Below are 15,162 nucleotides of genomic sequence, written 5' to 3'. Positions count from 1 at the left end.
GGCTGCTTCCCCCCCTCTCCCTAGCCCTCTCCCACGAGGGGAGAGGGGACAGTTCGTGCACCAACCGCTTTTCTCCCCTCGCCCCTGGCGGGAGAGGGGCCGGGGGAGAGGGGGAAGGGGAGTCACTACCGAAGCAAAAGAATCGGCCGCCTTACAGCTTCCCCAACCGCGCCCGTACCGCCGCTTCGATCCCCGCCTCGTCCAGCCCGCACTCGGCGAGCATTTCACCGGGCTTGGCGTGTTCGACATAGCGGTCGGGCAGGCCCAGGTGCAGCAGCGGCTTGACGGTGGCTTCGCTGGCCAGGAACTCGCTGACCGCGCTGCCGGCACCGCCCATGACGCTGTTTTCCTCGAGGGTCACCAGCAGCTCGTGCTCGGTGGCCAGCTGGCGCACCAGCGCCTCGTCCAGCGGTTTGACGAAGCGCATGTCCACCACGGTGGCATCCAGGGTTTCGCCGACGCGCAAGGCTTCGGCCAGTTGCACGCCGAAGGCCAGCAGGGCGACGCGCGTGCCCTGGCGGCGCACCACGCCCTTGCCAATTTCCAGGGGCTGCAGACCGGGTTCCAGCGGCGCGTTCGGGCCGCTGCCGCGCGGGTAGCGCACGGCGGCCGGCCCGTTGTGCAGGAAGCCGGTGGTCAGCATGCGGCGCAGCTCGTTCTCGTCGCTGGGGGTCATGATGACCATGCCCGGGATGCAGCGCAGGAAGGAGAGGTCGAAGCTGCCGGCGTGGGTCGGGCCGTCCTCGCCGACCAGGCCGGCGCGGTCGATGGCGAACAGCACGTCGAGGTCCTGCACCGCCACGTCGTGGATCAACTGGTCGTAGGCGCGCTGCAGGAAGGTGGAGTAGATGGCCACCACCGGCTTGGCGCCTTCGCAGGCCATGCCGGCGGCCAGGGTCACGGCGTGCTGCTCGGCGATGGCCACGTCGAAGTAGCGGTCCGGGAAGCGCTCGCTGAAGGCCACCAGGTCGGAGCCTTCCTTCATGGCCGGGGTGATGCCCAGCAGGCGCGAGTCCTGGGCGGCCATGTCGCACAGCCACTGGCCGAACACGTTGGAATAGCGCGGGCCGGCCGGTTTCTTCGGCGCCTTGGGCGCGTCTTCCAGCTTGTTGATGGCGTGCCAGGCGATCGGGTCCAGCTCGGCCGGGGCGAAGCCCTTGCCCTTCTTGGTCACCACGTGCAGGAACTGCGGCCCGGACAGGTCGCGCATGTTGCGCAGGGTGGCGATCAGCGTCGGCAGGTCATGGCCGTCGATGGGGCCGATGTAGTTCCAGCCCAGCTCCTCGAACAGCGTGCCGGGCACCAGCATGCCCTTGGCGTATTCCTCGGTGCGGCGGGCGATTTCCCAGGCGCCGGGCAGGCGCGACAGCACCTTCTTGCTGCCCTCGCGCATGGAGGCGTAGGTGCGGCTGGAAAGAATCTTGGCCAGGTAGTTGGACATGCCGCCGACGTTGCGCGAGATCGACATGTCGTTGTCGTTGAGCACCACCAGCATGTCGGCACCGACTTCCGGGGCGTGGTTGAGCGCCTCGAAGGCCATGCCGGCGGTCAGCGCGCCGTCGCCGATCACCGCGATGGCCTTGCGCTTTTCACCGCGCAGGCGGTTGGCGATGGCCATGCCCAGCGCCGCGCCGATGCTGGTGCTGGAGTGGCCGACGCCGAAGGTGTCGTACTCGCTCTCGCTGCGGCGCGGGAAGGCGGCCAGGCCGTTCTTCTGGCGCAGGGTGGACATGCGCTGGCGGCGGCCGGTGAGGATCTTGTGCGGATACGCCTGATGGCCCACGTCCCACACCAGACGGTCATCCGGCGTGTCGAAGATGTAGTGCAGGGCGATGGTCAGCTCGATCACGCCGAGTCCGGCGCCGAAGTGGCCACCGGTCTGGCCCACGCAATAGAGCAGTTCCTGGCGCAGTTCGTCGGCCAGTTGTTCCAGTTCCGCTTCGCTCAGACGGCGCAGCTCGACGGGCGTTGCGGCGCGGTCGAGCAGGGGCGTGGCGGGACGCTGGCGGGGGAGTTCGTGGAACGTCTTGGGCATCAGACTGATCGTTTTATTGGAGGTAAAAGACGGCGCAGTTTACTCGAAGCGGAGAGACCTGCCCAAGCGGCCTGTCAATGGATGAACAGGCTCAGCAACCACAAACCCAGAAGCAACAGCAGTACCCCGGAAATGAAGGCGCGGCGCAGCAGGGCGCGCACCGCCGATACCAGGATCAGCAGGCCAACGACCAGGGCCGCCAGGCTGAGCAGCGAGGCGTCCATGCCCAGGGCGTTGGCCAGGCCGTTGAGAAAGCCGCGGCCGGCATCGGCGATCGCCTCGAACAGCCCGTACAGGCCATCGATGATCCAGCGCAGCAGGGTACCCAGCGCCTCGCCCACGCTTTCGAAAAAGCCTTCCACCCGCATCGCATCGACCTTCCGTTGAATGGACGCGCAGTGTAGGGGCTGTCGGCATGACTTTGCGAGCCTGCGGGGACGGCCGTCCGGCCGGTCGATTGCCAACTGGCCGGCATTGGCTACTGTTTAACCAGAGGTGACGGCTTCGGCAGAGGTCGCGCCTGCCGGCACAGCCTGTGGCACCGCACGACCGCAGGGACCGGCCAGCCTGAGCAGGAGATGCGTGATGGACATGAACCGTCGGCAATTCTTCAAGGTCTGCGGTGTCGGCCTTGGGGCATCCAGCCTGGCGGCGCTGGGCATGGCTCCGCCACCCGCCTACGCCGAATCGATTCGCCACTTCAAGCTTGCCCGCACCCGGGAAACCCGCAACACCTGCCCGTACTGTTCGGTGGGCTGCGGGCTGATCCTCTACAGCCAGGGCAGTGGCGGCAAGAACGTCAGCCAGGAAATCATCCACATCGAGGGCGACTCCGATCACCCGGTCAACCAGGGCACCCTATGCCCGAAGGGCGCCGGCCTGCTGGACTTCGTCCACAGCCCGCACCGCCTGACCCAGCCGGAGGTGCGCGAGCCCGGCAGCGACAAGTGGACGCCGATCAGCTGGAATGATGCCCTGGATCGCATCGCCCGCCTGATGAAGGACGATCGCGACGCCCACTTCATCGAGCGCAACGAGCAGGGGCAGACGGTCAACCGCTGGCTGAGTACCGGCTTCCTGGCGGCCTCGGCGTCGTCCAACGAGTCCGGCTACATCACCCACAAGGTGGTGCGCTCCCTCGGCATGCTGGGGTTCGACAACCAGGCGCGTGTCTGACACGGCCCGACGGTGGCAGGTCTTGCCCCGACGTTTGGCCGCGGTGCCATGACAAACCACTGGAGTGACATCCAGAACGCCGACCTGGTCCTGATCATGGGGGGCAACGCCGCCGAAGCCCACCCGTGCGGCTTCAAGTGGGTGACCGAGGCCAAGGCCCACAACAAGGCTCGGCTGATCGTCGTCGATCCGCGCTTCAACCGTTCGGCCTCGGTGGCCGACCTGTACGTGCCGATCCGCACCGGTACCGACATCGCCTTTCTCGGCGGGCTGATCAACTATCTGCTGGAGAACGATCGCATCCAGCACGAGTACGTGCGCAACTACACCGACCTGCCGCTGATCGTGCGCGAGGGGTTCGGCTTCGAGAATGGCCTGTTCAACGGCTACGACACCGAACGGCGCGGCTATCCGGACAAGTCGAGCTGGAACTACGAAATCGGCCCGGACGGTTACGCGCTGATCGACCCGAGCCTGACGCACCCGCGTTGCGTCTACCAACTGCTGCGCGCCCACTACAGCCGCTACACGCCGGAGCTGGTCAGCAGCATCTGCGGCACGCCGCTGGACGCCCTGCTCAAAGTCTGGACGACCGTCGCCGAAACCTCGGCGCCCGGCAAGGTCATGACCATCATGTACGCCCTGGGCTGGACCCAGCACACGGTCGGCTCGCAGATGATCCGCTGCGGCGCCATGGTGCAGTTGCTGCTGGGCAACATCGGCATGCCCGGCGGCGGCATGAACGCCCTGCGCGGCCACTCCAACATCCAGGGGCTTACCGACCTGGGCCTGCTCTCCAACCTGTTGCCCGGCTACCTGACCCTGCCCCGGGACAACGAGCAGGACTATGCCGCCTACATCGCCGGGCGGGCGCCGCGGCCGCTGCGGCCCAATCAGCTGTCCTACTGGCAACACTACGAACGCTTCCACGTCAGCCTGATGAAGGCCTGGTTCGGCCCCGCCGCCACGGCGGAGAACAACTGGGCCTACCACTGGCTGCCCAAGCTGGATATCCCCGGCTACGACGTGCTGAAAGTGTTCGACATGATGTTCCAGGGCCAGATCAACGGTTACTTCTGCCAGGGCTTCAACCCCATTGGCTCGTTCCCCAACAAGGCCAAGATCAGCGGCGCGCTGGCGCGCCTGAAGTATCTGGTGGTGATGGATCCGCTGCAGACCGAGACGGCCGACTTCTGGCGCAACGCCGGCGAGTTCAATGACGTCGACACGGCGGCCATCCAGACCACCGTGTTCCGTCTGCCCACCACCTGCTTCGCCGAGGAGAACGGCGCGCTGGTCAACAGCGGTCGCTGGCTGCAATGGCACTGGAAGGCCGGTGACCCGCCGGGGCTGGCGCGCACCGATGTGGCCATCATGGCCGGCCTGTTCCACCGGCTGCGCGAGCTGTACCGCAGCGAGGGCGGGGTATTCCCCGATCCGATCCTCGGCCTGCACTGGAATTACGCACGCCCCGACGAGCCCAGCGCCGAAGAGATCGCCATGGAGTACAGCGGCAAGGCGCTGACCAACCTGACGGACCCGAACACCGGCGCGATCGAGGTGCGCGCCGGCGAGCAGCTGGCCGGCTTCGGCCAGTTGCGCGCCGACGGTTCCACCGCCTGCGGCTGCTGGATCTGGTCCGGCTCCTGGACCCAGCAGGGCAACCAGATGGCGCGGCGCGACAACGCCGATCCCTTCGGCATGGGCCAGACCCTGGGCTGGGCCTGGGCCTGGCCGGCCAACCGGCGCATCCTCTACAACCGCGCCTCGGCAAGGCCGGACGGCCAGCCCTGGGAGCCGGTGAAGAAGCGCCTGGTGTGGTGGAACGGCACGCGCTGGGCCGGCACGGATGTCCCCGACTTCAAGCTCGACTCGCCGCCGGAGGAGGGCATGAGCCCGTTCATCATGACCCCCGAAGGCACGGCGCGCTTCTTCGCCGTGGACATGATGGCCGAGGGGCCGTTCCCCGAGCACTACGAGCCGTTCGAGACGCCCATCGGCCGCAACCCGCTGCACCCGGAAAATCCGCTGGCGCGCAGCAATCCGGCGGCGCGGGTGTTCAAGAACGACCTGGAGCTGTTCGGCACGGCCGAGGAGTTCCCCTACGCGGCCACCACCTACCGGCTCACCGAGCACTTCCACTTCTGGACCAAGCACTGCCGGCTGAACGCCATCACCCAGCCGGAGCAGTTCGTGGAAATCGGCGAGGCGCTGGCCAGCGAGCTGGGCATCGCCGCCGGCGACCGCGTGAAGGTGTCGTCCAACCGTGGCTACATCAAGGCGGTGGCGGTGGTCACCAAGCGCATCCGCCCGCTCACGGTGGACGGGCGCACGGTGCACCACGTGGGCATCCCGCTGCACTGGGGGTTCTCGGGGCTGGCCAGGAACGGCTTCATCACCAACACGCTGACGCCGTTCGTGGGTGACGGCAACACCCAGACCCCGGAGTTCAAATCCTTCCTGGTCAACGTGGAGAGGGCATGACATGGCGACCCAAGACCTGATTGCCCGCTCCGCCACCACCACGCAACCGCCCTCGGTGCGCGACACGATGGAGGTGGCCAAGCTGATCGACACCTCCAAGTGCATCGGCTGCAAGGCCTGCCAGGTGGCGTGCTCGGAGTGGAACGACCTGCGTGACGAGGTGGGCGAGAACCACGGCATCTACGACAACCCCATGGACCTGACGGCCGAGTCCTGGACGCTGATGCGCTTCGCCGAGTACGAGAACCCGGACTCGGGCAACCTCGAATGGCTGATCCGCAAGGACGGCTGCATGCATTGCGCCGAGCCGGGCTGCCTGAAGGCCTGCCCGAGCCCCGGCGCGATCGTGAAGTACGCCAACGGCATCGTCGACTTCAACCAGGACCACTGCATCGGCTGCGGTTACTGCATCACCGGCTGCCCGTTCAACATCCCGCGCCTCTCGGGCAAGGACAAGAAGGCCTACAAGTGCACCCTGTGTTCCGACCGCGTGGCGGTGGGCCTGGAGCCGGCCTGCGTGAAGACCTGCCCGACCGGCGCCATCGTCTTCGGCAGCAAGGACGACATGCGCAATCACGCCGCCGGGCGCATCGCCGACCTCAAGGAGCGCGGCTTCGAGCAGGCCGGCCTGTACGACCCGGCGGGGGTCGGCGGCACCCACGTGATGTACGTGCTGCACCACGCCGACCAGCCGCAGCTGTACAGCGGCCTGCCCGAAGATCCGACCATCAGCCCGCTGGTCAGCCTGTGGAAGGGCGTCACCAAGCCGCTGGCGCTGCTGGCCATGGGCGCGGCGGTGCTCGGTGGCTTCTTCCATTACGTGGGTGTCGGTCCGAACCGCGTCGAGGAAGAGTACGACCCCGAGGCCGGCGACCCGCCGCCGCCCTCCGGCGAAACCGTGGTGCATCAGGTTGACCCCGGCGTGCACCAGGTCGATCCGCGCGACCCGCGAAGCGGAGGAACCCCGAGATGATCCGCAGCAGACCCATCGTTCGCTATACCGCCGGCCAGCGCGCCAATCACTGGCTGGTGGCCCTGCTGTTCCTGGCCGCCGGCCTGTCCGGACTGGCGCTGTTCCACCCCTGGCTGTTCGGCTTGTCCGGCCTGTTCGGCGGCGGCACCTGGACGCGCATCCTGCACCCCTGGTTCGGGGTGGCCATGTTCGTGTTCTTCCTGTTCCTGGTCATCCGCTTCGCCCGCCACAACGGCATGGAGCGGCGCGACTGGCAATGGCTCAGACAGATGAACGACGTGGTGGCCAACCGCGAGGAGCGCCTGCCGGAGGTGGGTCGCTACAACGCCGGCCAGAAGCTGCTGTTCTGGGTGCTGATCGTGCTGATGCTGGTGCTGCTGCTCAGCGGCCTGGTCATTTGGCGCGCCTGGTTCAGCCACCTGTTCGACCTCACCAGCCTGCGCCTGGCCAGCGTGATTCACGCGGCGGCCGGCTGGTTGCTGGTGATGAGCATCATCGTGCACGTGTATGCCGGCCTCTGGGTGAAGGGCTCGATGGACGCGATGCTGTTCGGCACCGTCAGTCGCGCCTGGGCGCGCAAGCATCACTCCCTCTGGTACCGGCAGCTGACGGGCGAGGAGACGCCGACGACACGCAGCGTGCACAGGCCACCGCGCAGCTAGGCTCAACGCAAACCCGAAAAAGGACAGTCGTGTGACAGGGAAACTTCTCGAGCCGGGGCAGATCGAGGCGGCGGCCGAACGGCCGCCGTTCATTCAGCTGCCGCCGCACAATCTCTTCGCGCTGCGTGCCGCCCAGCTCGACACGCTGGCCACCGACCACCCGCTGGGCGACTACCTGCGCCTGCTGGCCGGCGTCTGCCGGGCCCAGCAGCAGGTGCTCGACCAGCCGCCCGCCGTGCCTGCGTTGAACGCGCGGCGCATCCAGGAATCGCTGGCGCACGGCCTGCCGCCGCTGGCCGCCGACACCCTGGTGCGCGAGAGCGCCTGGCAGCATCTGCTGGATGCCTGGCTGGATGTCTTCTACACGGCGGACAATCCCATGGTGCGCACCGCGCTGACCCGCCTGCACCGGGCCGACGAGACGCAGCGTAGGGCCTGGGGCGTGGCGCTGCTGGCCGGCCAGTACGAAGGCGTGCCAGCCGAGCTGGTGCCGTTCCTGGGGGCCGGCCTGCAACTGGCCTGGACCCATTGGCTGTTCGGCCTGCGCGAGCGCCTGGAAGCCTTGCCCGAACCGGGCGAGCTGACCCATTGCCCCTGTTGCGGCGCGCCGCCGATGGCGGGCGTGATCCGCCATCGGGGCAAACTCAACGGCCTGCGCTACCTGGTCTGCTCGCTGTGTTCGGCGGAGTGGCACTTCGTGCGCCTCAAGTGCAGCCATTGCCTGTCCACCCGCGAGCTGGACTACGTGCACCGCGACGGTACGCCCGGCGACGTGAAGGCCGAGGCCTGCCCCAGCTGTCACGGTTATCTCAAGCTGCTCTACCTGGAACAGCGCTCGGATGGTGAGTGCCTGTCCGCCGATCTGGCCAGCCTGGAGCTGGACATGCTGATGAACGAGCAGGGCTTTCATCGCCTGGCGCCCAACCTGCTGCTGGCGCCGGGAGGCGAGGGGTGAACGAGGCGGTGCGTCTGCCCTCGGTGGAACGCCTGCTGCAGACCCCGGCCATGGTGCCGCTGCAGGAGCGGCACGGACGCGCGGCGCTGCTGCACAGCCTGCGCGAACTGCTGGACGAGTTGCGCGAGCCGGCCCTGCAGGGCCGCCTGTCTCCGGTGGAGCTGGAAGCCGCCGTGCTGGCCGGGCGCGTCGGCGAGCGACTGGCCAGCCGGGAACGCAGCCAGCTGCGACGGGTGTTCAACCTGACCGGCACCGTGCTGCACACCAACCTGGGGCGTGCGCTGCTGCCGGAGGAGGCCATCGAGGCGATGTGCCTGGCGGCCCGCTATCCGTCCAATCTGGAGTTCGACCTGGCCAGCGGCCGGCGCGGCGACCGCGACGCGCTGGTCGAGGAGCTGCTTGGCGAGCTGACCGGCGCCGAGGCGGTCACCGTGGTCAACAACAATGCCGCCGCCGTGCTGCTGGCGCTCAACAGCCTGGGCGCGCGCAAGGAAGGCATCATCTCGCGCGGCGAACTGATCGAGATCGGCGGCGCCTTCCGCATCCCCGACATCATGGCCCGCGCCGGGGTGAAGCTGGTCGAGGTGGGCACCACCAACCGCACCCACGCCCGCGACTACGAGGCCGCCATCGGTCCGCGCAGCGCGCTGCTGATGCGCGTGCACACCAGCAACTACAGCGTGCAGGGCTTCACCGCCAGCGTGCCGACCGACCAGCTGGCGCGCATTGCCGCCCAGCACGACCTGCCGCTGCTGGAAGATCTGGGCAGCGGCAGCCTGCTGGACCTGTCGCGCTGGGGCCTGCCCAAGGAACCCACCGTGCGCCAGGCGCTGGCCGACGGCGCCGGGCTGGTGACCTTCAGCGGCGACAAGCTGCTCGGCGGTCCCCAGGCCGGGCTGATCGTCGGCCGGCGCGAGCTGATCCAGCGCCTGAAGAAGAACCCGCTCAAGCGCGCCCTGCGGGTCGACAAGCTGACCCTGGCCGCCCTGGAGGCGGTGCTGCGTCTGTATCGCGACCCCGAGCGGCTGGCCGAGCGACTGCCCACGCTGCGCCTGCTCACCCGCGCGCAGGGGGAGATCCGTGCCCAGGCCCGGCGTCTGCTGCCGACGCTAAGCGGCGCGCTGCCGGCCGACTGGCAGCTGGAGGTGGTGGATGCGCTGGGCATGATCGGCAGTGGCGCCCAGCCGGTTGCCCGGCTGCCGAGCGTGGCGCTGCGCTTCACCCCGCAACAGCCGCGCCGCCTGAGGAGCCGCGCCTTGCGTCAGCTGGAAGACGCCCTGCGTGGCCTGCCGATTCCGGTGCTCGGCCGCATCGACGACGACGCCCTGTGGCTCGACCTGCGCCAGCTGGATGACGAGCCGGCTTTCCTGGCCCAGTGGCCATTGCTGCGCGAATGATCATCGGGACCGCCGGCCATATCGATCACGGCAAGACCACCCTGCTGCAGGCCCTCACCGGCCAGGCCGGCGACCGCCGCCGCGAGGAACGCGAGCGCGGCATGACCATCGACCTGGGTTACCAGTACCTGGACCTGGGATTGGACGAGCCACTGGGTTTCATCGACGTGCCCGGCCACGAGCGCTTCATCCACAACATGCTGGCCGGGGCCAGCGGCATCGACCGGGTGCTGCTGGTGGTGGCCGCCGATGACGGGGTGATGCCGCAGACCCGCGAGCACCTGGCCATCGTCGAGCTGCTGGGCATTCCCCGCGCCCTGGTGGCCATCACCAAGATCGACCGGGTCGAACCGGAGCGGGTCGCCGAGGTGGCTGAGGACGTCCGCCAGTTGCTGGCGGCCGGCCCCTATGCCGGGGCGCCGCTGTTTCCGCTCTCGGCGGTGAGCGGTGAGGGCGTTCAGGTTCTGCGCGCCGCGCTGATCGACGAGGCCGGCGTGTGCCGGAAACGGCGCGCCGAGGGGCACTTCCGCCTGGCCATCGACCGCGCCTTCAGCATCGGCGGCGCCGGCACGGTGGTCACCGGCACCGCCTTTGCCGGCACGGTCAGCGTCGGCGACGAGCTGCTGCTCAGTCCCGCCGGGCTCCGGGTGCGGGTGCGTGGCCTGCACGCGCAGAACCGGGAGGGCCGGCAGGCCTGGGCGGGACAGCGGGTGGCGCTGAATCTGGCCGGGGAGCGCGTGTCCCCGGAACGCATCCGGCGCGGCGACTGGCTGCTGGCGCCGGCGCTGCATGCCCCGTCCAGCCGTCTGGATGTGCAGTTGCGCCTGCTGCCTGGCGTGCGCCCGCTGCGCCACTGGACGCCGGTGCATGTGCACCTCGGCGCGCAGGATGTCAGCGGGCGCGTCGCCCTGCTGGAAGGCGAGCTGCTGGAGCCCGGCACGCAGGGCCTGGCGCAACTGGTGCTGAACGCACCGCTGCACGCCGTGCACGGCGATGCCCTGGTGCTGCGCGACCAGAGCGCCCGCCAGACCCTGGGCGGCGGCCGGGTGCTGGATCCCTTTGCGCCCAGTCGCCAGCGGCGCAGTCCGGAGCGTCTGGCGCAACTGCAAGCGCTGGTCGCAGGCGGGCTGGAAAGCGCCCTGCCGGTGCTGCTGGCCCATGCGCCCAACGGCCTGGAACCGGCCATGCTGGAACGCCAGTTCAACCGCCTGCCCGACAGTTGGCCGTTGCCCGAAGGGGTACTGCGCATTGCCACCCGCGTCGGCCCGCGGCTGTTGCTGGCCGAGCGCTGGGAGCAGCTGGGCGAGACGCTGGTCGCCGGTCTGCAGCGCTTTCACGAGGAACAGCCGGACGAGCTGGGCCCGGATCGCGATCGCCTGCGCCGCTACGCGCTGCCGCAACTGGAACGCCCGGTGTTCATCGCCCGGCTGGAGGAGAGCATGGTCCGTGGCGAGGTGGCCAGCAGCGGACCCTGGCTGCATCGCCCGGACCATCAGGTGCGACTGGATGAGGCGGAGGAAGCGCTCAAGGCGCGTATCTGGCCGCTGCTGGAAGCCGGCGGCTTCGACCCGCCCTGGGTGCGCGATCTGGCCCGCGACACCGGCACGGCCGAAGCCGACATGCGCCTGCTGCTGCGCAAGCTGGCGCGGCTGGGGCAGCTGCAGCAGGTGGTGCGCGATCTGTTCTACCCGGAAGCCACCCTGCGGCGCGCGGCGCAAGCTCTGCTGGCGCTCCAAGCCGAGCAGGGCGCCGTGCGCGCCGCCGCCTTCCGCGACCGCATCGGCCTGGGGCGCAAGCGCAGCATCCAGTTGCTGGAACACTTCGACCGCGTCGGCCTGACCCGTCGCTTCGGCAATGAACGCCGGGTGCGGCGTGACAGCGGCCTGGCGGGCAACTAGGGTTACCGAGCCTGGAAGGCAAGCGTGTCCGGTGGCGCGGCTGGACTTCAAATTCAGTTGGGGGCGGCAGCCGCTCCCGGGTAGGTTCGACTCCTACTGCCTTCCGCCAATTCGGTGCGGGTGCCAACGGCGGCCAGAACGGCGCTGACCGTCCTACGCGCTCCGAGATGTTTTTGGATGGAACCTTGTAGGGCCGGCTTTACGCCGGCCGACGGCGCGTCGGCCACACCCGTGTTTCGTTCCCGCCCCCGGTTGGCCGGGATAAACCCGGCCCTACACCCAGCCGGACCTGTCGCTGCCCTCCTACAAAGCACAGGATCTGCAGGAGCGGCTTCAGCCGCGATCCGGCCGGTCCCCACTCCACCTCATTTCCACTTCAACGCTTGCACTGCCGGGTTGTCCGGGTCGAAGCCATCCAGGCGCATCTGTTCCTCCAGCGCCGCGCGCGCCGCTTCACCCTGGGGGAAGCGCTGGCGCTGCGCGGGCCAGTCGTTCGGGCGCAGGCGCACCAGCCAGCCGGCGCCGTAGCAGTCGCGATGAATCAGCGCCGGCCGCTGCTCCAGGGCCTCGTTGACCGCGCGCAGCTCGCCGCCCAGCGGGCAACGTGAGGAGGTGGCCGCCTTGGCGAACTCCAGCACGCCGAAGCTGCGCCCTTCCTCGATGCGCGCGCCGAGGCGCTTGGGGGTGAAGGCGAAGATCTCGCCATACAGCGCGCAGCCGTAGGCGTTCAGCCCGAGTGTCAGCTGGCCGTCCGCCTCCTCGCGCAGCCACAGGCCCAGCGCTGGGGCGTAATGGAGATCGTCGGGGAATTCCAGTCCGTGGATATTCACAAGCTCAGTACCTTTTCCGTTTCGAGAATCAGCCGCGCCAGTTCACCGCCGCTGGAGATGTCGTCCAGCTCCTCGATCAGCGCGGCCTCGTCCAGCGCCACGCCCGGCTGGCGGCACATCAGCAGGCGGGCGCCGGCCTGCTTGGCCTGGCGGATGAAGTGCAGCACGCATTCGCCCTCGGCCATGGGGCGCAGCGTTTCGGCCACCTGGCGCCGGGCCAGCTGCGTGGCTTCGCCGGTGAGGAACAGCGTGACCCGCGCATCCATGCAGGCCAGCAGGGTGGCGATGTGAAAGGGCGCGGCGCAACGGGCCGGGGTGCTCGGTCCGCTGCTCACCAGGATCAGTATGTCGCGACTGTCCATGTCGCCTCCGTCAGCGCGCGCGTGGCGGATATTGGCTGAGCACCCGCGCCGCCGTCTCGTGGATCAGCGCGGTACGTTCGCCGGGACTCTGCTGGCGGCGCGACAACACCTGCTCGTCGCTGCCGCGCCACACCAGCCGGCCATCGCGGCCGTCCAGCAGGTCGACCTGCAGGATGCCGACCCGGTATTCGTACTGGTTGGTCTGCGCGTAGCTGGGACCGCCCCACCAGCCGCCCGGGTAGCCCATGAACATGCCGCCGTAGTAGGTGGTGTAGCTGTCCTGACGGCGCTCCACGCTGAACCAGGCCTGCACCTTCAGGTCGGCCTGGTCGCTGGCCGCCTGACGCAGGCCACGCTGTTCCAGTTGCTGGCCAATCGCGTCGCGGATGCGCTGCTCGGTCAGGTCGCTCTTGATCACCGGGTCGTCCGGACGGTAGCGCACCGCCGGCTCCTGCCAGCTCCAGCTGCGGTAGGCGGCGAAGTCGCGGTTGGGGTCGTAATCCAGCTCCATGGTGCTCTGGCAGGCGCCGAGCACCACGAACAGGGGAATCAGCAAGAGGCGGTACGGCATGGCGGTAACCTCCGGTTCGGTGACGCCGGTCAGTCTACGGCGGAAAGCCGGACAGCGCTCTGCGCGCGGCCTGGTATAGCTTGGTTCGGTCGGCGCCATCGGCGGGGGACTCGCCATGGCCACGCCAGACCGCCTGGCCATCGTCACTGTCGCGCAGCTCCAGGTTCATGACCAGTATGTTGCGCCGATACGCGTAGACCCTGGGCATGGCGTTCCATCCCCCACCGAAGGCGCCGACGTGAGGTGCAAAACCCTGGCTGCCGCCGTAAGGCTCGACGACCTGTTGCAGGCGGCTGGTCTGGAACAGCTCGGCCCAGACCGTCAGGTCGGCGCTGGCGTCGTGGCGTTCACGCAGACCGAGCCGTTCCAGCTCGGCGGTGACGGCGTCGCGGACCTGCGTGGCGCTGTAATGGGCGCTGCCGGTCGGCTCCTGTTGCCATCGCCAGGTGCGGTAGGCGGCGTAATCACGCGGGGTCGCCGGGTAATACGCCCCGGGGGCGGGCTGGACGACATCCGGGCTGTCGGTGCCGGCTTGCGCCGGCAATGAGGTGGGAGAGGTGCTGCTGGTTGTCTGGCAGGCGACCAGCAGCGCATACAGGACCAGCAGGACTGAACGGGGCATACACGACTCCCACACCCCGCACGGTCATACAACGGGGCGACACACCCAGTGTAGATAGCGACCCAGCCCGATGAAGGCCGGATGGCGACGATAGGTCAGTTCCATCTCCAGCAGGTCGTCGAGCGCGGCCTTGGCCTGGAACTCCGCCGGCATGTAGTCGTGGAACACGCGCACGCCGCTGCGCGCTTCGATGCGCCAGTGCGGCGCCAGTTGCGTTTCCAGCTCGCGGGGGGCGAGCGGGCGCTGCGGCGTCAGGCTCTGCCCCTCACCGGCGAACCGCTCCTTGCGCAGCTTGCGGAAGTGGCCCTTGAGCAGGTTGCGGTAGATCAGTGCGTCGCGGTTGTAGAACGCCAGGCTCAGCCAGCCGCCTTCGGCGGTCAGCTGGCGTAGCGGCGCGAGGATGGCGGCCGGCTCGGCCAGCCACTCCAGCACGGCGTGGCAGAGCACCAGGTCGTAGGGTTCGTGGGCCTGCGCCGCCAGTTCCTGCCAGGAGGCCTGGATGAACTGCGCCGGCAGGTTGGCCGTCGCGAAGCGCTCGCGCGCGCCATCGAGCATCGGCGCGGCCGGCTCGGCGAGGGTCACCTGGTGACCCTGGCCGGCCAGCCAAAGGCTCATGTGCCCGAGCCCGGCGCCGACGTCCAGCACGCGCAGCGGCCGCGCGGGCAACGCCTCGGTCAGATCGGCCTGCAGCACGGCCAGGCGGATGGCGCCCTTGGCGCCGCCGTATATCTTCTCGGCGAAGCGCGTCGCCAGTTCGTCGAAGTGGCGGTCGCTCATTTGCCGTACCGCCGTTCGGTATCGGCCAGCTTGGCGCGCACCACCTGGTCCAGGTCCAGGCCGAGCTCCGCGCACAGCAACAGCAGGTAGAGCACCACGTCGCCGATTTCCTGGCCGGCATGTTCCAGTTGCTCAGGCGACAGGTGGCGCGACTCGTCCTCGCCCAGCCACTGGAAGATTTCCACCAGCTCGGCCATTTCCACGCTGGCGGCCATGCTCAGGTTCTTCGGGCTGTGGAAGCGCCGCCAGTCGTTGGCGTCGCGGATGGCGTGCAGGCGGGCGGTGAGGGCGTCGAGATTCATGGCGGCTCCGGGGTGCGAGCCGGGGATTATCCCGGAAGATGCCGACGGGGATAACCCCGGGCCAGCACCCGGCTGGCAGGAGGGACTTTAGCCGCGACCGGGTGCCCACGAACGTCGC

At 68.9% G+C, this 15,162-nt stretch carries 14 protein-coding genes and 1 tRNA gene; 7 read left to right on the top strand and 8 right to left on the bottom strand.

Going from position 1 to position 15,162, the window contains the following annotated elements; all coding sequences use genetic code 11:
- Positions 1-151: 151 nt before the first annotated feature.
- Both dxs and VL129_RS00135 read right to left on the bottom strand, forming a co-directional pair.
- Positions 152-2,035, bottom strand: a complete 1,884-nt coding sequence (dxs, locus tag VL129_RS00140) for a 1-deoxy-D-xylulose-5-phosphate synthase (protein ID WP_325408832.1) — start codon at positions 2,033-2,035, stop codon at positions 152-154.
- A gap of 74 nt (positions 2,036-2,109) precedes the next feature.
- Complete coding sequence (locus VL129_RS00135; RefSeq protein WP_325408830.1) at positions 2,110-2,403, bottom strand: hypothetical protein; 294 nt, start codon at positions 2,401-2,403, stop codon at positions 2,110-2,112.
- A gap of 217 nt (positions 2,404-2,620) precedes the next feature.
- On the opposite strand from VL129_RS00135, the gene fdnG reads away from it, so the two are divergent.
- From fdnG to VL129_RS00100, 7 genes are all read left to right on the top strand, one after another.
- Positions 2,621-5,695: a formate dehydrogenase-N subunit alpha gene (fdnG, locus tag VL129_RS00130; protein WP_325408828.1), complete on the top strand. Its 3,075-nt coding sequence runs from the start codon at positions 2,621-2,623 to the stop codon at positions 5,693-5,695.
- A 1-nt stretch (position 5,696) separates the two neighbouring features.
- Positions 5,697-6,668 (top strand): formate dehydrogenase subunit beta, encoded by a 972-nt coding sequence (gene fdxH, locus VL129_RS00125; protein ID WP_325408826.1) that lies wholly within the window; start codon positions 5,697-5,699, stop codon positions 6,666-6,668.
- Entirely contained in the window at positions 6,665-7,330 is a 666-nt protein-coding gene (locus tag VL129_RS00120; RefSeq protein WP_325408824.1) for a formate dehydrogenase subunit gamma, read from the top strand. Before fdxH ends, VL129_RS00120 begins: the two co-directional genes overlap by 4 nt.
- Before the next feature lie 31 nt (positions 7,331-7,361).
- Positions 7,362-8,285 carry a formate dehydrogenase accessory protein FdhE gene (gene fdhE / locus VL129_RS00115; RefSeq protein ID WP_325408822.1) on the top strand — a complete coding sequence of 308 codons (924 nt, stop codon included), beginning with the start codon at positions 7,362-7,364 and terminating at the stop codon, positions 8,283-8,285.
- On the top strand, positions 8,282-9,682 hold the full coding sequence (gene selA / locus VL129_RS00110; RefSeq protein WP_325408820.1) for an L-seryl-tRNA(Sec) selenium transferase: 1,401 nt from the start codon (positions 8,282-8,284) through the stop codon (positions 9,680-9,682). The genes fdhE and selA overlap by 4 nt, the downstream gene beginning before the upstream one ends.
- A complete protein-coding gene (gene selB, locus VL129_RS00105; protein ID WP_325408818.1) occupies positions 9,679-11,580 on the top strand; it encodes a selenocysteine-specific translation elongation factor in 1,902 nt (633 codons plus the stop codon). The genes selA and selB overlap by 4 nt, the downstream gene beginning before the upstream one ends.
- Before the next feature lie 13 nt (positions 11,581-11,593).
- Positions 11,594-11,689 (top strand) — tRNA-Sec (locus VL129_RS00100).
- Between the two features lie 256 nt (positions 11,690-11,945).
- Here the strand turns inward: VL129_RS00100 and VL129_RS00095 are convergent.
- The 6 genes from VL129_RS00095 to VL129_RS00070 are packed head-to-tail and all read right to left on the bottom strand — an operon-like array spanning position 11,946 to position 15,044.
- Positions 11,946-12,410 carry a glycine cleavage system protein H gene (locus VL129_RS00095; RefSeq protein ID WP_325408816.1) on the bottom strand — a complete coding sequence of 155 codons (465 nt, stop codon included), beginning with the start codon at positions 12,408-12,410 and terminating at the stop codon, positions 11,946-11,948.
- On the bottom strand, positions 12,407-12,772 hold the full coding sequence (locus tag VL129_RS00090) for a DsrE family protein (protein WP_325408814.1): 366 nt from the start codon (positions 12,770-12,772) through the stop codon (positions 12,407-12,409). The genes VL129_RS00095 and VL129_RS00090 overlap by 4 nt, the downstream gene beginning before the upstream one ends.
- 10 nt (positions 12,773-12,782) lie before the next feature.
- Positions 12,783-13,343 (bottom strand): DUF4136 domain-containing protein, encoded by a 561-nt coding sequence (locus tag VL129_RS00085; protein ID WP_325408812.1) that lies wholly within the window; start codon positions 13,341-13,343, stop codon positions 12,783-12,785.
- A 34-nt stretch (positions 13,344-13,377) separates the two neighbouring features.
- On the bottom strand, positions 13,378-13,965 hold the full coding sequence (locus tag VL129_RS00080) for a DUF4136 domain-containing protein (RefSeq protein ID WP_325408810.1): 588 nt from the start codon (positions 13,963-13,965) through the stop codon (positions 13,378-13,380).
- A gap of 24 nt (positions 13,966-13,989) precedes the next feature.
- Positions 13,990-14,742 carry a methyltransferase domain-containing protein gene (locus VL129_RS00075; RefSeq protein ID WP_325408808.1) on the bottom strand — a complete coding sequence of 251 codons (753 nt, stop codon included), beginning with the start codon at positions 14,740-14,742 and terminating at the stop codon, positions 13,990-13,992.
- Positions 14,739-15,044 (bottom strand): nucleotide pyrophosphohydrolase, encoded by a 306-nt coding sequence (locus VL129_RS00070; protein WP_325408806.1) that lies wholly within the window; start codon positions 15,042-15,044, stop codon positions 14,739-14,741. Before VL129_RS00070 ends, VL129_RS00075 begins: the two co-directional genes overlap by 4 nt.
- Positions 15,045-15,162: the final 118 nt, after the last annotated feature.

The organism is Pseudomonas sp. (assembly GCF_035497915.1).
Classification (GTDB): Bacteria; Pseudomonadota; Gammaproteobacteria; order Pseudomonadales; family Pseudomonadaceae; genus Serpens.
The sequence above is the reverse complement of the archived record's forward strand: the minus strand, read 5'-3'. Positions and strand labels throughout refer to the sequence as shown.